Source organism: Paenibacillus sp. J14, assembly GCF_000518465.1.
In the GTDB taxonomy this organism is placed as follows: Bacteria; Bacillota; Bacilli; order Paenibacillales; family Paenibacillaceae; genus Fontibacillus; species Fontibacillus barengoltzii.
Genome location: NZ_JADQ01000045.1, coordinates 1 through 17,752 on the forward strand (window position 1 = coordinate 1; position 17,752 = coordinate 17,752).

The 17,752-nt window shown below is 49.1% G+C and carries 15 protein-coding genes; 3 read left to right on the forward strand and 12 right to left on the reverse strand.

Annotation, left to right across the window (positions count from 1 at the left end):
- Together M891_RS24070 and M891_RS0116265 are read left to right on the forward strand one after the other, a co-directional pair.
- A partial coding sequence (locus M891_RS24070; protein WP_157268824.1) for an integrase core domain-containing protein occupies positions 1-236 on the forward strand: 236 nt, incomplete at its 5' end.
- Positions 237-536: 300 nt separating this feature from the next.
- Positions 537-1,208, forward strand: a complete 672-nt coding sequence (locus M891_RS0116265) for an SOS response-associated peptidase (RefSeq protein WP_016313141.1) — start codon at positions 537-539, stop codon at positions 1,206-1,208.
- 85 nt (positions 1,209-1,293) lie between these two features.
- On the opposite strand, the gene M891_RS0116270 is transcribed toward M891_RS0116265, so the two are convergent.
- Positions 1,294-1,566, reverse strand: coding sequence for a DUF6171 family protein (locus M891_RS0116270; protein WP_028539567.1), 273 nt, complete (start codon positions 1,564-1,566; stop codon positions 1,294-1,296).
- Positions 1,567-1,572: 6 nt separating this feature from the next.
- On the reverse strand, positions 1,573-3,069 hold the full coding sequence (locus M891_RS0116275; protein ID WP_028539568.1) for an alpha-N-arabinofuranosidase: 1,497 nt from the start codon (positions 3,067-3,069) through the stop codon (positions 1,573-1,575).
- Between the two features lie 187 nt (positions 3,070-3,256).
- Between M891_RS0116275 and M891_RS0116280 the strand changes: the two genes are divergently transcribed.
- Entirely contained in the window at positions 3,257-4,162 is a 906-nt protein-coding gene (locus M891_RS0116280; RefSeq protein WP_028539569.1) for an ArsR/SmtB family transcription factor, read from the forward strand.
- A gap of 90 nt (positions 4,163-4,252) precedes the next feature.
- On the opposite strand, the gene M891_RS0116285 is transcribed toward M891_RS0116280, so the two are convergent.
- The 10 genes from M891_RS0116285 to M891_RS0116330 all read right to left on the reverse strand — a co-directional run bounded on the left by M891_RS0116285 (position 4,253) and on the right by M891_RS0116330 (position 17,633).
- A complete protein-coding gene (locus tag M891_RS0116285; protein ID WP_028539570.1) occupies positions 4,253-6,499 on the reverse strand; it encodes a glycoside hydrolase family 95 protein in 2,247 nt (748 codons plus the stop codon).
- A 53-nt stretch (positions 6,500-6,552) separates the two neighbouring features.
- Positions 6,553-7,572, reverse strand: a complete 1,020-nt coding sequence (locus M891_RS0116290) for a zinc-binding alcohol dehydrogenase family protein (RefSeq protein WP_028539571.1) — start codon at positions 7,570-7,572, stop codon at positions 6,553-6,555.
- Entirely contained in the window at positions 7,569-8,534 is a 966-nt protein-coding gene (locus tag M891_RS0116295) for an aldo/keto reductase (protein ID WP_028539572.1), read from the reverse strand. The genes M891_RS0116290 and M891_RS0116295 overlap by 4 nt, the downstream gene beginning before the upstream one ends.
- Before the next feature lie 4 nt (positions 8,535-8,538).
- On the reverse strand, positions 8,539-9,384 hold the full coding sequence (locus M891_RS0116300) for an amidohydrolase family protein (protein ID WP_028539573.1): 846 nt from the start codon (positions 9,382-9,384) through the stop codon (positions 8,539-8,541).
- Between the two features lie 33 nt (positions 9,385-9,417).
- On the reverse strand, positions 9,418-11,514 hold the full coding sequence (locus tag M891_RS0116305; RefSeq protein WP_051417053.1) for a glycoside hydrolase family 36 protein: 2,097 nt from the start codon (positions 11,512-11,514) through the stop codon (positions 9,418-9,420).
- Complete coding sequence (locus tag M891_RS0116310; RefSeq protein WP_028539575.1) at positions 11,511-12,251, reverse strand: response regulator transcription factor; 741 nt, start codon at positions 12,249-12,251, stop codon at positions 11,511-11,513. Before M891_RS0116310 ends, M891_RS0116305 begins: the two co-directional genes overlap by 4 nt.
- Positions 12,232-13,983 carry a sensor histidine kinase gene (locus M891_RS0116315; protein WP_028539576.1) on the reverse strand — a complete coding sequence of 584 codons (1,752 nt, stop codon included), beginning with the start codon at positions 13,981-13,983 and terminating at the stop codon, positions 12,232-12,234. Before M891_RS0116315 ends, M891_RS0116310 begins: the two co-directional genes overlap by 20 nt.
- A gap of 133 nt (positions 13,984-14,116) precedes the next feature.
- Complete coding sequence (locus M891_RS0116320) at positions 14,117-15,640, reverse strand: extracellular solute-binding protein (RefSeq protein WP_232228359.1); 1,524 nt, start codon at positions 15,638-15,640, stop codon at positions 14,117-14,119.
- A gap of 111 nt (positions 15,641-15,751) precedes the next feature.
- Positions 15,752-16,633, reverse strand: a complete 882-nt coding sequence (locus M891_RS0116325) for a carbohydrate ABC transporter permease (protein ID WP_028539578.1) — start codon at positions 16,631-16,633, stop codon at positions 15,752-15,754.
- 16 nt (positions 16,634-16,649) lie between these two features.
- Positions 16,650-17,633: an ABC transporter permease gene (locus M891_RS0116330; RefSeq protein WP_016313154.1), complete on the reverse strand. Its 984-nt coding sequence runs from the start codon at positions 17,631-17,633 to the stop codon at positions 16,650-16,652.
- Positions 17,634-17,752 lie beyond the last annotated feature (119 nt).

Consider the following 17,752-nt stretch of genomic DNA (forward strand, 5'->3'; position numbering starts at 1 on the left):
CAAGGACTCCCAATATGAATGCCTATATCGAATCATTTCATAGCATATTGGAACGCGACTTGTTTAGCAGACGAGAATTTATGACGTTTGAAGAAGCGTTTATCGCACTTGATCAATATATGGACTTTTATAATTATCGAAGAATGCATGGTAGCCTGAAGCATATGGCTCCCATGAAGTTTTCGTTATGGGTCAAAATGCTAGAGGATACCTCAAAGTTCCATAAATCGATGTAAACACACAAGAAAATGAGCTAGACTGCGATAACACAAAACTTGTAGGTCAGGACTCCGGATTTAGGGGGCCTAGCCGCTTTTACATTTAAGTCGCCTGAAAACCCGCTTTTGAGGAAAATGAACTGCACTTTTGCATTTAGGTGAACGAAATAAGCGACTTAAGCAATGTGCAGCGTACTTCAAGTGTGACTGGCAGGCCCGCAGGCAAATCGATTACAATGATTACATCCAAATACGTCTTACGAAACGAGTCCGAAGAACTTGAATAGCACAATTAGATCTTACGATGGAGGTCTCCTTATGTGCGGCCGCTTTACGATTACACTTCCTCTGGACGAGCTGATTGTCCGGTATCTCATCATGGAAAATCGGCTGGCGAAATTCGCCCCAAACTATAATGTAGCCCCGATGCAGTTCATCCCCGCCATTATTGAAGGCAAGCAGGGCAACCGGCTGGGTGAGCTGCGCTGGGGCCTGGTGCCTTCCTGGGCGAAGGAGGACAAGATCGGTGCCAGCATGATCAACGCCCGCGCTGAGTCGCTTCCAGACAAACCGGCGTTTCGAAAGCTGCTGACGACCCGGCGCTGCCTCATCCCTGCCGACGGATTCTACGAATGGCAGCAGCGGGCCGGAGGCAAGCAGCCGTATCGGATCGTCATGAAAGACGGCAGCCCCTTCGCCTTCGCCGGTCTGTATGACATTTGGACCGATCCGCAAGGCAACAAGCTGGCGACCTGTACGATCATCACCACGGAGCCCAACTCGCTGATGGCCGAGATCCACAACCGGATGCCCGTGATCCTGCAACCTGCGCATGAAGCCGAGTGGCTGGCCCGGGACAACACGGATACGGGCTCGCTGCTAAAGCTGCTGCAACCTTACGATGCCGCGAAAATGCGGGCGTACCCGGTCTCGTCTGCCGTCGGGAACGTGCGCAACAATACAAAGGAACTGTTGGAGGAAGCGAAATAACTGGACTCCATCCAAACAAAAAAGGCTCCGCCTTTATGCACAAGCAAGGAATCACCCTGCTGCCATAAAGTCGAAGCCTTTCCTATTACGCCTCAATGCTCGCCCACAATCCTCCGCCCGGCAGCGGACAATGCCGTTCCTTGAGCCAGGCGATTACCGGAATGATACAACCGCAGACTGTGCAAGTCACCCCGTCCATCAGCTTCGGACACGCTTCGCATGCACGAAGTCTCTCCTGATACTGCTCCTCACTCACCCTGCGTTCGGGCGCAAACGCCGTCGTTTTCAGCAAACGTTGGATCTGCTCCTCCGTCACCCGGTAATCGTCCCGGCACGCTTTGCATGAGGTATCCGCCATGTAACGTTATCCCCTCGCAGCCAATTCCAGCGTCGTCACCGATTTCGCCGGCAAATCAACCGTCAGCTTACCGCCATCCAGTTTAAATGCTTCAAACGGCTGCGGCTTCACGACTTCCGGCTGCGCAAACGTATTATGGGCGTCAATCGAATCGCCGGTTAATGTGGTGCCAGTCACCGCCAAGCTGTTGCCGGCCAAGCCCCGGATGTCGATCGTTACCTGTGTATTCGCATGAGGCTGCAGGTTACAGAAGCTGAGATGGATTTTGCCTTCTGCATCCCGCGATGCGGTAGCTGTCACCGCCGGAATCTCGTTGTCTTCCAGCTTGTAGCTGCCTGTTTCCAGCGACAGATCCAGCAGCTCAGCGTCCTGGTGAACCTTATACATATCGAACACATGGTACGTTGGCGTCAAGATCATTTTCTCGCCTTCCGTGAGGATGACGGCCTGAAGCACGTTGACGGTTTGAGCGATGTTCGCCATCCGTACGCGCTCGTTATGTTTGTGGAAGATGTTCAGTGTAAGTCCGGCGACAAGCGCATCGCGCATCGTATTTTGCTGATACAAAAATCCAGGATTGGTCCCCGGCTCCACGTTGTACCAGGTTCCCCATTCATCCACAATCAAACCGACTCGGCCCTCCGGATCGTATTTATCCATGATCGTGCGGTGGCGAGTGATGAGCTCATCCATGCGAAGGGCTTTTCGCAACGTGGCAAACCAGGCAGACTCGTCGAACCCGGTCGCCGCCCCTTTATCCTGCCAATTATCGTTGGGCAGCGTATAGTAGTGCAGCGTGATGGAGTCCATAAAGCGTCCGGCTTCCCGCATCAACACATCCATCCAATTATAGTCGTCCGAATTTGGACCACAGGCGATCCGGTGAATTCGATTATCCCCATAGTTACGGACGTACGTCTGATACCGGCGATACTCGTCAGCATAATATTCCGGGCGCATGTTGCCGCCGCAGCCCCAGTTCTCATTGCCAACACCGAAGTAGGTCACCTTCCAAGGCTCCTTGCGTCCGTTTTGCGCCCGCAGCTCAGCCATCGGCGATACGCCGTCAAAAGTCAGATATTCCACCCACTCCGACATTTCCTGAACGGTTCCGCTGCCCAGGTTGCCGTTAATGTAAGGCTCGCAGCCCAGCTGCCGGCAAAGCTCCATAAACTCGTGGGTCCCGAAATGGTTATTTTCCACCACGCCGCCCCAATGGGTATTGACCATCCGCTTACGGGCTTCCTTCGGCCCGATGCCGTCTTTCCAATGATATTCATCGGCAAAACAGCCGCCCGGCCAGCGCAGCACCGGAATTCGAATTTGTTTAAGCGCTTTCACAACATCGTTGCGAATGCCATTGGTATTTGGAATCGGGGAATCCTCTCCAACCCAAAATCCCTCGTAAATACAGCGACCTAAATGCTCAGAGAAATGACCGTAAATATTGCGATTAATCGTTCCTTTGCCGGAATCGGCATTTAACACTCCATGCAGTGGCATCTGTCATTTCACTCCTTAGTTAATATAAATATTAATTAAATAACTACTCACTTAATATTATAGGCAAACGACCATAACCCCGTCAATTATTCTACCAAATTTTACAACTACATGGAAGATGCTTGTCAAACAATACATTTCTCGTTAATATAATGATTAACTAAAATTCGGGTGAGGTGAAGGCATCTTGAAGCTTGATTTATCTGAACAATCGCTGCCCGTGTATGAGGCACTGGCAAGTCCAGTTCGTCTGCATATTCTGCGTCTGTTAGCCAACCGCCCGATGAACATTAAGGAGTTAGCCGCAGCCGTAGGGCTATCCAGCGCGATTATGACCATGCATGTGCGCAAGCTGTCAGAATGCGGTCTCGTCGCCACCCATATGGCGCCTGGCAAGAGCGGTTTGCAGAAGATTTGTTCACTCGCTGTCTCCGGCGCAGAAATTCAGTTTCCTGCCCAAACGGCAGTCGAGCGCAAAAGCCACCGGGTTGAAATCCCGGTTGGCCATTACTCCGATTTTCACATCGAGCCAACCTGCGGCATTGCAACAACTGACAAAATCATCGGCAGCTTTGACGATCCTAGGTATTTCTGGGACCCGGAGCGGATTCATGCTGCGATTCTCTGGTTTGGCACGGGGTATATCGAATACAAAACCCCTAATTACTTGCTGTCTTCCCAGAAGCCCGAGGAGCTGGTCTTTACGATGGAAATCGCGTCCGAAGCTCCCGGAACCAAGGACGATTATCCTTCGGATATTACGTTTACCTTGAATGGCAAGGTTTTGGGCATCTGGACGAGCCCTGGCGATTACGGAGAGCTGCCTGGAAAATATACCCCTGAGTGGTGGCCAAGACAGGCGAATCAATATGGCCTGCTGAAACGTCTACGAATTACGTTGGACGGGACGTATATGGACGGCTTGAAGATGTCCGACGTCACCCTTCACGACATTGACATTCGGCAGAAGCAATGGACGCTGCGTCTATCCGTGGAGCCGGACGCCCGTTATCCAGGCGGTTTGACGTTATTCGGCAAGGGCTTCGGGAACTATGGTGAGCATCCAAGCGCGGAAGTGTTTTATGTGGAATAACATCATATCCCATATATCCCCCTCATGGATGTTGATGCTCCGGCAGCTCGTTATCCACCCGCCGGAGCATCACCTTATTCGCCCTTCGCCTTATTGCCGAAATACGTAAGTTCGCCCTGCCTCCCCTGCAAATGTCACTGGTTCAAGACCAGGGGCAACCAAACGACATGTCCCTGTTACAGAACACGTGACCTGTGCTTCCGTCACTTTGCCCGCTGCCCAAGTGAAATCAACTGTAAATCCTCCCCGGGCCCGAAGTCCGCTTACCTTCCCCTCATTCCAAGCCTCAGGCAACGCAGGTAATAACTGAATGACTCCTTCATGACTTTGCAACAGCATCTCGGCAATCCCTGCGGTTCCACCGAAGTTCCCATCAATCTGAAACGGAGGATGATTGTCGAACAGATTAGGTAAAGTGGAGTGTTTAAGCAACTCTTTTACATTTTCAAAGGCCTTCGAGCCATCTCGCAGTCTGGCCCAGAAGTTAATGATCCACGCCCGACTCCAACCCGTGTGTCCTCCGCCATGAGCTAATCTGCGTTCCAGCGTTTTTCTTGCAGCTGCAGCAAGTTCCGGTGTCCGATCCACGCTAAAGCCTTCACCCGGATAAAGGGCGAATAGATGGGAAATATGACGATGCCCTGGCTCCAGTTCCTCGTAATCCTCCATCCACTCTTGAATTTGTCCATATTTGCCAATTTGCGGCTCAGGCAGCCGCTTCAGTGTAGTAACAAGTTCCTCGCGAAACGCCTCGTCCCGTCCAAGGATTTCCGAACTGCGGATGCAAGCTTCAAACAGCGCTTCAATAATCTGAAAGTCCATTGAAGCCCCGGAGCAGAGCACGCCCGTTTCCCCGTTCGGCAGCTTATAGCTGTTCTCCGGCGAGACCGAAGGACAGGTGATCAGGCGCCCTTCTTCGTCCTCGATCAAATAATCGAGCAGAAACAGTGCCGCTTCCTTCATCGTCTCATAGGAACGCTCCAGAAAGGAGGCATCTTGGCTGAACCGGTAATGCTCCCATAAATGCAGGCACAACCATGCGGCGCCCATTGGCCAGAAAGAAGCTGGAAGGTACGTGTCCTGCGGAGCGGTGTCAGCCCAAATATCTGTATTGTGATGCGCCGTGAATCCGCGACAGCCATACATCGTGCGGGCTGTCACCCGTCCGGGCTCTCTCATCCGTTCAATCAAATCGAACAGCGGTTCATGACATTCAGCCAAGTTGCAATTTTCAGCCAGCCAGTAGTTCATTTGGGCGTTGATATTAATCGTGAACTTGCTGTCCCAAGGCGGGGTGAAGCTGTCGTTCCAGATGCCCTGAAGGTTAGCTGGCAATGATCCGGGCCGACTGGAGGAGATCAGCAGATAACGTCCAAATTGGAAATAGGTAGCGATCAGTCCATGGTCCTCTCCCCCCTTCCGGAGACGGTCCAGCCTCTCATCGGTAGGCAGTGCTTGAAGTTCCGGGCTCTCCGGAAGCTCCAGATTTACTCGCCCATACAGTTCCTGATAATTTGCGATATGCCGGACTCGCAACTCCGGATAAGTGAACCGACTCAGTTCAGTCAACTGTTGTTTGCAGGAAAGCTCCGGATCGGGCTGGCGGAACGTTGTACCCGCCGCGAGCAGCAGAGTGATCGCGTCGGCCCCTTCCACTAACAAATATTCTCCCAAAGTCCGGCAAGTCCCACCTTCGGGAAGCGCCTTCAATACAGCGCAAAAAGAGCTGCCTCCTTTACCACCGCACTCCCCTCGCATCACTAACCCGTTTTTCTCCCATTTGGCTGTCTGCTCCAAATATCGCCATTCCCGGCGATTAAATCGGGCTTTGAGTGATACAGCCGCCTCCTTGTCCGCGGACACCCGAATGATGATCGCCTGATCCGGATAACTGGCAAACATCTCACGGGTATATCGCACCCCGCCAATTCGATAGCTGACCCGGGCTACCCCGTGCTCCAAATCCAGCTCCCGTACATAGTCCTCGGCATGCTCCCCATGATGACCGAAAGAAAGGAGTAAATCCCCAAGCGGCAAATAGTGTCGCTGCGCTTCCGGCGTTCCGGCCATCGTCATCGCCGCCAGTTCTTCAGCCTTCTGAAGTTGCCCTTCCAGAATCAACCTGCGAACTTCAGGCAAATGAGGCAAAGCATCCTCATTATTTCGATTGCGAGGCCCACCGTACCATACGGAATCCTCGTTAAGCTGCAGCTTCTCCTCCGCTATACCTCCAAAAATCATTGCACCTAGTCTGCCGTTGCCGATAGGTAAAGCCTCGTTCCATTCTGAGGCGGGCTTACCGTACCACAATCGGTGCTTCTGTTCCGTACTAGCCATGCTCGTCATGCTCTTCCTCCTGTCCGCAGAATGTGCGAAAGTGCTTCATTCGGTTATTCCAGCTCCACCAGTGCTTTAATCACCCCGGATTCAGGCTGGAGCCATTTCTCGAAATGATCGATCATCTCTTCAAATGCACAACGGTGGGTGATATAAGAGCCGATGTCAATGCTGCCTTCTGACACCGCCGCAAGCACGCGCACAAAGTCCTCTCTCGTCGCGTTTCGACTGCCCTGTACGGTCATTTCGCGCGCGTGAAAATCGGAATCGTTGAAGGTGATCGTGTTTTTTACCAATCCGACAAATGTTAAGGTTCCACCATGGCCGACAAGTCCAAAGGCGTTTTCCATGGACGCAGCATTCCCGGTGGCATCGATCACAAAGGCTGGAAAATTGCCATCCGTATGGTTAGCTAACCATTCCTTTGGTGCCTGCAGCGCATTTACGGTATGTTCAGCTTTTGCCCACACCTTGCAAAACTCAAGACGTTCTTCGATCACATCCATCGCAATCACCTTCGCACCGGCATAACCAGCCATGGCCATAACGCCTAACCCGATCGGACCAGCACCGATGACCAGCACTTCATCGCCTGCCTTTAGTCCTGAACGTCTGACGGCGTGAGCGCCAATCGCAAGCGGTTCCAGCATCGCGGACTGATCCAACGTTAGTCCTTCCGTTCGAATCAGATGTGATATCGGGACTGCCACTCTTTCCCGCATTCCGCCGTCAATATGAACGCCAAGCACCTTCATTTGTTGGCAGCAGTTCGTTTTGCCGCTGCAACAGGCACGACATTGGCCGCAATGAAGGTACGGAATTACACTTACCTGATCTCCGGCTCGAAACCCTTCCCGATTCTCCCCAATGTGCTCAATCGTTCCTGACAACTCATGCCCTAATATCCGCGGATACGTAAAATAAGGCTGGTTCCCCCGGTACGCATGCAGATCGGTTCCGCAAATCCCCACTCTACGGATCTTCACAATCGCCTCCCCATCCCCGATTTGCGGCTCCGGCAGGTCTTCTCGAAAAAAGAACCGTCCGATATCTTCGCAGATGATCCCCTTCATGAAGTTCGCCCCCCGTTCTGATGTGCAGGCGCTCCGCCCCATTCCGGGCTCCCGCTTGGCCAAGTTTTACCGTCAATTGGCTTCAGGATCTCCAGAACCTCCTTCAGCAAGGATTCATCCAGGGGTTCTTCCGTCCACATAATGTTGTTGCGAATATTTTCCGGATTTGCCGTACTAACCAGCGTCGTCGTGATGCGTTCATTTGCCGTCGAATACTGAATGGCCAGCTTGGCGATATCCGTACCTTGGCTTCGGCACAACTCAGCAGCACGTCGGCATACCGCTTTGATCTCCTCACTCGCAGGATGCCATTCCGGCACATCCCGATTGCTCAGCAATCCCATAGATAACGGTGAAGCATTGATCAAACCAACGTCTTGCTGTTCCAGCAGCGGAAGCAGTTCTAGCAGCGTAGAGTCGTTCAAGGAATAATGACAGTACGATAAAATCACGTCCAGCGTCGTATGGGACAACACCATATTAAATATATTCAACGGCAGCCCTGATACGCCAAAGAAGCGAATTTTCCCGGATTGCTTCAGCTGTTCGAGTGCGGGAATCCCTTCCTCCAGCACTTGCTTTACCGAACCAAATTCGATGTCATGCAGCAACAGGATGTCGAGATAGTCCGTCCCAAGGCGCCGCATGCTTTCCTCCGCACTTTGAATCACCCGATTCGCCGAAAAATCAAACTCGTCTTGTCCATAACGCCCTGCTTTGGTGGACAACACATAACGGTCCCGAGGAACCGATCTCAGCGCTTCCCCCAGCACCGTTTCCGCTTGAGTCAAGCCGTAATAGGGAGAAACGTCAATCAAGTTGATTCCCATATCGATGGCGGTATGAACTGTGCGGATCCCCTCCTCCTTCTGAATGTCTCGAAATACTCCCCCAAGCGAAGAAGCTCCAAAACTTAACGCCGATACGTCCAACCCCGTCTTTCCCAACTTCCGGTATTGCATCGCGTCACCCTCCCATGGATAACAACTTGTAAAATTTCGCAGCGTTGCCGCCAAAGACCGCTTCAGTCTCTTCCGGTGTCAGCCGATCCCGCACGGTATACCGGAACAAGTCCACCACCTCATCATAGGTCGCTGCCAGGAGACAGACCGGCCAATCGCTGCCGAACATGATACGTTCTGGGCCGAATAAATCGAGAACTTCATTGACATATGCGGTAAAATCTTCTTTCTTCCAGAATTCTCGGTTCGCCTCCGTCACCATACCAGAGAGCTTGCAGTAGATGCTTGTATGCTTCGCAATTTCAGCCATTTGGCTTCTCCACGGCTCGATTTCCCCTGAAGCGATGAGCGGCTTCGCCATATGATCCACAACTCCTCGAAGATGCGGAACCCGCTCCAGCAATTGAACAAGCTGCGGCAATTGGTGAGAAAGGACTAGCAAATCAATCGGTACATCCCGATCCGCAAAATAAGAGAGCGCTTCAATATAAGCGGGTGATAATATGATGTTCGGGTCCTCCATGTCCTGTATCATCACGCGAAATCCTATAAATTTAGGATGTTGAGCAAAGCGCTCATATTGCTCCCTGTAAGACGGCGCCTCAAGATCCAGCCAGCCTACGACGCCAGCAATAAAATCAGCGGTTTCACTTAATTGAAGAATAAATTCAGTTTCCTCCACAGTCGGGGCCGCCTGGACCAAAATAGTCTTATCGATTTGATGCTTATGCAAAGACGGTTCAAGATCGGTGGGCAAAAAATCACGGTAAAGGATCGGCAGTTCTGGTGTGATCCAGCCATAATCGCCGCGATCGATCTTCCAGAAATGCTGGTGCGCATCAATACGCATTTCATCACCTCATTCCTTTCATTCCACGTCGGATTACATTTCTGTAAGAAGCAAACAGACGGCAGAAAAGGGTTGACTTAATCGACAAATGAGCTCGCTGCCCTCCACGTTGACATCTGCGTTTCCATCCGAAAAGACCTGCTTGATTTGGTAGTGCCCAGCTCCAGGAAGCGGAAGTCTGATCCATTCCGGGTTGTCACCTCCAAAGGTATGAATGACCGCCATCAATTGAGATCCGTCTGCAGAGGTGCGTGTGATCCCTTGCCATCCTCGAGGATGGCGATAGCTGGGCACCCGAGGTCCGAAACGATTCGTCGTCCCTTCCTTAATGATTGGAGATACGAGCTTATAGAAGGAAATCGCCTCATCTACCTTACTCCACTGTTCCGGATTCAACTCATGAATGTCGCCGGATAAGCACATTCTGCCAAGCATTGTACTGGCGAGCGAGTATACCAATCGCTGCAAACTGTCATTTTTCCTGAGCACAGCCCAGATCTGACTTTGTCTCGGTAAAATCACTCTATGCATATTTGCCGCAATGATCGGGATTTCCTCACATTCGTGTGCGTCCGAGAAGGACGACATGCTCGTTAATCCAACCATGGTAGGCTCCAGACGGTGTCCACCAGAGGCACAATTTTCAATGACAAGATCCGGCACTTCCTGTTTGATTAACCGGAAGAAGTCCTGGACTGCCAGCATCTGCTGACGCAATCCTTCGCCAAGCGATTCTGCACCGTCACAGCCAATCCCCAGGCTATCGTTATAGTCGATTTTCAGATATCCGAAGCCATAATGTTTGATGAGACCAATCACTTTCTCTTTCAAATAGGTAAAGACAAAGGGAGCTCGGAAGTCCCAGAACCGCCGCCCCCCCGTCGTAATCGGCAATCCATCACGTTTAAGAAGATGATCCACCCAATGGAATGCCGTGGATTCCGCACCACATACCTCGATCTCGAACCAGATCCCGGGAATCATCCCGCATTTTCGAATATGTTCGACAGTGGGCTTGAATCCTTCGGGAAATGCGATGGGGCTGATATCCCAATCCCCCATACTGTTGTACCAGTTCGTTCCTTCTTTCTTATACCAGCCGCTGTCGATCACAAGATAACGAATCCCTTTATCTTTGAGTTGTTCGGCTATTTGATGAAGATTTTCGGCTGTCGGGGAGCCCCAGGTTGTGCAATACTCGTTAAAGATAATCGGTAAATCTTCTTCCACAGCCGGACCATGGAGTAGTGAACGGGCTTGAATCCCGGTTAATCGCGCGGCAGCACGGTCCACACCGCCTGCTACGGTTGTAAGATAAGCACTGGGGGTTTGAAACGTCTCACCTGGTTCAAGCGTCTTGGTCCAATGGCCAAATTCTCTGTCCGCCAATCCACCCGACATTGATAAAGCCTGGTCTGTTCTTCCGACTTCGATCTGCCAAGAGGCAGGATGAGCGATTTGAACGCCCCAGGTTACGCCGGAACCGGTATCTTCCATAAATGCAACCGGGAAATATCCACGTACTGGCATGGAACCTACTTGGCCGAATCGCAGGCATCTTGTTCCAAACGGTGCCCAAGCCGGTTCAAGATTCAAATCTTCAATGGCGCTGGACACGAGACGTCCTTCCGCAGACCATGAGCTTAATAAACGATGAAGAAAGAGAGTTTCAGGAGCATCATCTTCTGCAAACGGAGTGAGTCCTGTTATCGAGAAGGAGGAGAGCATTTCTAAGGTCACGGGCACCTCGCTGTCGTTCCGGATGACCGTGTAAGATTCCAACGCGTGATATCCCTCATAATGGAGTAAATGATGTTCGATTCTGCATGAATTGGAGCTGCGCCATTCAGTAACGACGGTTGTGCCGTCGTCGCGCCCAATTTCACGGATCTCTCCAAACTTCAGCCCGTCGATCGTCCCGCTGCCTCGCATGGAATGACCATGAGCAAAAGCACCAGGATACGCATCTCCGATAAATTTGAGTTGCACTAATGAATCGATCTTAAATTTCTTAGGGCATACCTGCGATACTGTAGTTTGCGGTAATAACATTAACCCCACTTGCTCCGTATGTTCATCTTTCACATAGCGCGCAATCATATCTCCAAATGTATGATCTTTCCAAATCACGATTCCATCCCCCCTTCAATAGCACTCAAGTTCTCGCTATTTCGATAGGCGCCCGGCGTCGTACCTGTATATTTCTTGAACACCTTCGTAAAGTAATGCTTGTTATCATATCCGACCTGTTGCCCAATGGCACAAACCGGAAGGTCACGCTGTGCTAAGAGCAGCTTCTGAGCCTCTTTAATCCGGAGCATATTCAGATAATTCACGAAGGTGTGGCCGGTTTCTTTTTTGAACAAACTGCTGATATAGTTCGGGTGAAGATTCATCATATCCGCTAGATGGTCAAGTGAAAGATCCTTCCTGAAGTGCGTTTTCATGTACGTCAGAATACGTTGGGCATGGCAAGTGTATTCCGCATCAAAATCACTTGGCAGTTCTCCCTGGACACGCTCCAGTAATGAAGCGATTTCAATTTTGTCAATCGGTTTAAGCAGGTAATCTACCACTCCGGCACGCAGCGCTTTACGTACGTATTCAAATTCATCGTAGCCTGTTAGAATAATAAAACGATCGCACCATCCGCTCTGTTTGGCTTCCTCAATAAGCTGAAATCCATTTTTCTCAGGCATGTTAAGATCGGTTATCGTAACATCCGGCACAAAGTCCTTCATTAACGCAAGCGCTTCATACGCATTTAGCGCTTCTCGCACTTCAGTCCCTGAAGGCGCAGCTTCCCGGATGATCTTGACTAGTCCGTTTAGAATCAATGGTTCATCATCAACCGTCAATATTCTCATCGTTAGCCTCCATCCTTTTCGTGATGAAGATCCAGAGACTCGTCCCTTTTCCCGGTTCACTCGAGATCTCGATCCTTGAATCACCGCCAAAGAAAGACTTGATTCTCTCATTCACGTTCATAAGCCCCACGCCTCCTTCGGACTGAGCTTCTGTTGCCACGTGATGACCTGATAGCCGAGACTGTATGACAGCTAACTTCTCCGCAGAAATTCCATTCCCGTTATCCTGAACAACGATCCGTATCTCCCGTTCGTCCTCGCTGGCATGAAGACGGATGTGTACTGGGCGTATAATAGCGGAAGCCCCATGGATAACGCTATTCTCGATCAACGGCTGTAAAATAAACCGGGGGCAAGCGATGGAGTCCGCGTTGACAGCGACATCAATCTCGTAAGTTAGCCTGCTTTGCAATCGCATTTGATGAATGTTGAGATAGAAGGTGACCATTTCGATTTCCTTCTCGAGAACGGTTACATCTTGCTCGGACGTTAGACTATAACGCATCAACCGCCCGAACCAAAAGGAAATATCGGCTACTTCCTTGTCATTGTTGGACTCAGCAATCATTCGAATCGTTTCCAGCGTATTGTAGAGAAAATGCGGTTTAATTTGAGCTTGCAGCACTTTGTAAGCGGCTTCTTTATTTCGTAGCTCAGCACGATGAACATTGTTAATCAGTTCATCCATCCGCTGGAGCATCGTATTGTACGTTTCCGTCAAGAATCCAATCTCATCATTGGAGATAAGCCGATCATGCTTGATCATACGCTGCTTCAGATTTTCATCATCTAAGTTGCGCATATGTCGAGCCAATCTTAAAATGCGCTTGGTAATGTTGGTAGCCAGCATATAATAAGTCACTGACAACACAAGCAGCAGCAGTACAATGATCATCACCATGACTTGCTCTCTCTGCTTGATGGATTGAAATACGTTGTGAACTTCCCCAATGACAAACAGGCGAACCCCAAGCTCATCTATTTCAAGTTGGTTGATAATCGTCTTCCGATCAATCGAGAACGGACTCTCCTCTGCTTGTAATTGCCGCAGTGTCTTCTCGTTGAAATTGATTCCGCCTATGTTCGCAATCCGCGGTTCGCCTTCCTTGGGGAGGAGTACGGCTGCCCAGTTCCCTTCAACACCTGCCCCTTTATAAAAATCAGCAATGAGGCGGCTGCTGACCCGCATCTCCAGAAGTCCGATCCTCTCCGTGTATTGAGTATTGTATAAATATTGATAATAGATCAACTCCGACGTATTCGAATCAGCAAAGACCCATATCCCGCTCCCCGCCTTCAAATCGCGGACAATCTCCTCCCTCTGCGGGTCGAGTTGGGATCGGTCCAAAAAATGATCCGGAATGGGGAACACATCGTCCTTCATATTGTAGATCTCAATCGATTTGATTTCCGGATGGGCAAAAAACAACTGGGTATATAACGGACGGATATAACGAAGAAACACATAAACGTTTTCAGCATCTGTCTGGTATATCCCATCCAGGTAATCTGTGACATACGGGTTGTATTGGAGCATTCGTTGCACGGATTGAATACGGGTAAAATCCGTTTTGAGATTGGCATAAGCCTGCTCTAGTATTTTCTGTCGGCTTTCAACAAATTGCTTCGTCAAGTTGTTATAGATTTGAGAATAGTATAGGTAACCAAAGACAATGACCGGAATAAAGATCAGAATCACATAACCGAAGATCATCTTACGCATGATGCTCATGGCCCCATTCTCCCCTCACGCAATGAAACTGCACTGTAATGTTACCTTACCATGAGCATTTCATTTCAGGAAGAAGCCTGCAGCAGATAAAAGTGCGGTAGGGACGTAAAGTCCCTACCGAAAGCTCACTTTATTAGAACAAATCCTTTTTCTTCTGATAGATTTCATTCGCCCAATCAACCAGTTCCTGAAGTCCCATCGATTCAGCTGTTTTTATCATGTTCTGATAATTAGCCACGGCTTCCTCTTCGGAATTGGCGAGGTAAATCTTCACTTTTTCGTTCTTGATCATCTCGTCTATTTTGGTTTTCGTTGTCTTCTCCTTGGAATCCGGTTGCGTCTGGATCAATCCAATTTGAGGTTTGTAGATCGTAATCTCTTTTCGTTCCATTAAGGCTTGCGTCTTTTGGGTACCTGGAACATAGCTTTGCAATCCCTCCATAACGCCATCGTTGTACAAGTACCACCACTTGATACCATTGCTATTAATGAAATCTGCGTCCGATGGGTCATACTTCAAGTCCGGGTATCCTTCTTCATTCCAAGTCCAATGCTCACCTTCGATACCAAACATCGTTAATTTCTTGCCTTCGTCGCTGGCTAAATATTGAAGGAATTTAATCGATTTTTCTGGATCTTTGTTTTTCTTGGTAATAAAGGTACCCGCAAAGCCAAGTCCCGTACTGACGATTTTCGCATTTTCTGACAAAGCGCTAGGCAACATTTTGAACTTGTACGGTTTCCCATTATTTTGCGCTTTAATATTATCCGCGTCCGCTACACTAACGGTATGACTATGAGCAAATGCCTTTCCGTTTAGGGCGTATTCATCATCAAGCTGATCATTCGTATAGGTATAGTTTTCAGCGAGAATATACCCATTTCGATAAAGACTGTTCATAAATTTGAAGAATTCCAGCATCTCCGGTTGTCTGATGGCATAATCCACTTTGCCGTCACGTTCATACCATCCATCCAACAGCGCCTCGACGCCAAACTGTTGCAGGAAATATTGCTCGAGCCAGTCCTTATCCATAATGAGAGGAACCATGTCAGGGTACTTCTCTTTAACCATACCTAGTACTTTGACGAAATCATCCAACGAGTTAATCGGCGGATTGCCAAGCTCTTGCAGGATATCCTCGCGAACAGCAATACCAGGGTTTCCGTCGCTGCCGATGGCGTATTTGTTCTGTTCCATTTCTTCCTGTGTCGCAAAGGAGTTGCGCACAGTATAGAAATTGCCATCATCCATGGTATGGATGGCAATACGAGTTTTATCAATTTGGAAATCCGGCGCGTATTTCTCGATCAGCTCGTTCCACGGATAGGAGAGCTTCGAATCTGACATCCGGTCAATATTGGCATAAGTAAAGACAAGATCCGGGAGGTCGCCGGAAGAAATCATCAGCGGAAGTTGCTTATCGTCCGTAGCAACGGTTACTTTCAGTTTGACTCCTGTTTTTTCCGTGATTTTCTCAGCTATCGGTCCCTTCCATTCTTTGACTGGATACCATGATGCATCAATAAATAATGAAAGCTCTGTGACTTCATCAGACTTCGCAGATGACGATGTATTGGTAGAACCACCTTCTTGCTGACTGCTGCTATTCTCTTTACCACCACCGCATGCAGACAGCAAAGCGATGACCAACACAAAGGTCAGCGATAATAGTGTAAGTCTCTTGCCCCTGTTCTTTTTCATCTAAACACCCCTCCAAGCTTGTAGTTTATATTAAAGCCAAAGCTTTAATATCAATTGGATTAATCAACCCTTCACAGAACCAAGCATAATACCTTGAATAAAAAACTTTTGCAGGAATGGATAAACGCAAACAATAGGTGCGATAGAGATGACCATGGCGGCAACCTGTAGGGAGTAGCTCGTGACACCCGCCGACGCGCTGTTAGCCACGGCGATTGCGTCCATCGGCGCATTACTTCTGTTGATGACTTCCATCATGCGGAAGGCAAGGGTCCGTAACTCTTCCGATTGAACGAAGTACGCGGAGTCAAGCCAGGAATTCCATTGGCCCACCCCCATAAACAACGCCATGGTGGCGATCAGCGGCTTCGATACGGGAAGAACGATGCGATAATAGATCACGAATTCGTTCGCACCATCAATATGAGCCGATTCTTTGAGTTCTCCAGGAATTTCACGAAAAAACGAGATCGCGATGAGAAGAAAAAAGGTACTTAACATGGACGGAATAATGTACACGCCAAAGGAATTCAACAATCCAACCGAGCGAAGAACCACATAATAAGGAATAAGGCCGCCCGAGAAGTACATCGCGAAGATGATCACGGTGAAATAGAATTTATGGAGAAGCAAATCTCGATGAGAGAGACCATAAGCAACTAGACAAGTGAATAGAACGCCCAATATGGTGCCTGATAACGTTCTTGCAATCGTCACTAGAAAAGCCTGGTACCAATGAGGATCGCTCAAGAATTGGGAGTAGTTCTCCAAAGTGAACGTTCGAGGCCAAAGATACACCCCTCCCAGAAGCGAATCGGTCCCCTTGTTGAATGAGAGGATCAGAACGTAATAGAACGGATAAAGCATGCATAGCATGATGATGAATAAGATGAGGTTTACTACGGTATCCATTATCCGGTCTTTTTGTCGTTGACTTAGCGTCAATGTCTTCCTCTCCCTTCTAGAATAGACTTGATCCGGACGTTCGCTTCGCGATGAAGTTACTAGAGAAGATCAGAACGACCGAGATAACGGATTGAATCAAATCAATAGCTGCGGCGTAGGAAAACCGTCCATCTTTTAACCCGACTTTAAATGCGTAGGTTTGTACGATTTCGGATGTGGGATTGTTAATACTATTTCCGAACAGATAAGCTTGCTCGAAGTTGGATCCAACTAATCCCCCGCCTAGAATACTTCCGATGGTAAGAATGAGTACGACAACGATCGTTCCTTTCATCCCCGGGAAGGTAATATGGCGAATACGCGCCAGCCTTCCGGCGCCATCAATTTGCGCGGCTTCATACAAAGCGGGATTAATGCCTGCGATGGCTGCCAAGAAAATGATCGTCCACCACCCCATTTCTTTCCACACGGCCGTCGTCACCGCCAAGCCCCAGAAATAATTGGGATTGGTAAGTATATCTAATGGCTTGTCAATCAATCCGAGGGACAACAGCACCTTGTTGACCATTCCAACATCTGTAGATAACAAAGCAAAGGAAATTCCGACAACAACGACCCAAGAGATGAAGTGCGGCAAGTAACTAACGGTTTGGACAACCCGCTTAAATCCAAGATTTTTTGCTTCGTTTAACAAGATAGCCAAGAGGATCGGAGCCGGAAAGGCAAATATGACCTTCAAGAAACTCAAGACCAGCGTATTCCTTACAATGTTGCCAAACTGATAATCGTTGACGAATTCGCTAAAATGCTGAAGACCAATCCACTCACTTGTAAATATTCCTTTGATGCCTGTGGAGATCGAATAATTCTTGAATGCCATGATGATGCCAAACATCGGGGTATACGAGAAGATCAGCAAAAAAATCATGCCCAGCCCAACGAAAAGATGCAGGACCTTTTGCTTTTTAAACCGCTTCCAAAATTGTGATGCCTTCTTGTTTATTCCGGTCGGTCCTGCCAATTGTGTATCTACATCCATTTGTGTCCCTCCCTTGTTAATAGGTTACTCCCTGGCGAAGGGACAGAGTAAGCCAACATTTTTAAGAAAGCGTTGTCATTTTTTAATATCTACCTCTTATCCGATGATAAAAAATACTC

Bases quoted from the DNA above. Each gene is read 5' to 3' on its own strand.
- M891_RS0116285 (WP_028539570.1), bottom strand. From the start codon at position 6,499: ATGGCTAGTACGGAACAGAAGCACCGATTGTGGTACGGTAAGCCCGCC.
- M891_RS0116300 (WP_028539573.1), bottom strand. From the start codon at position 9,384: ATGCGTATTGATGCGCACCAGCATTTCTGGAAGATCGATCGCGGCGAT.
- M891_RS0116290 (WP_028539571.1), bottom strand. From the start codon at position 7,572: ATGAAGGGGATCATCTGCGAAGATATCGGACGGTTCTTTTTTCGAGAA.
- M891_RS0116295 (WP_028539572.1), bottom strand. From the start codon at position 8,534: ATGCAATACCGGAAGTTGGGAAAGACGGGGTTGGACGTATCGGCGTTA.
- M891_RS0116310 (WP_028539575.1), bottom strand. From the start codon at position 12,251: ATGAGAATATTGACGGTTGATGATGAACCATTGATTCTAAACGGACTA.
- M891_RS0116270 (WP_028539567.1), bottom strand. From the start codon at position 1,566: ATGGCGGATACCTCATGCAAAGCGTGCCGGGACGATTACCGGGTGACG.
- M891_RS0116315 (WP_028539576.1), bottom strand. From the start codon at position 13,983: ATGAGCATCATGCGTAAGATGATCTTCGGTTATGTGATTCTGATCTTT.
- M891_RS0116275 (WP_028539568.1), bottom strand. From the start codon at position 3,069: ATGCCACTGCATGGAGTGTTAAATGCCGATTCCGGCAAAGGAACGATT.
- M891_RS0116330 (WP_016313154.1), bottom strand. From the start codon at position 17,633: ATGGATGTAGATACACAATTGGCAGGACCGACCGGAATAAACAAGAAG.
- M891_RS0116265 (WP_016313141.1), top strand. From the start codon at position 537: ATGTGCGGCCGCTTTACGATTACACTTCCTCTGGACGAGCTGATTGTC.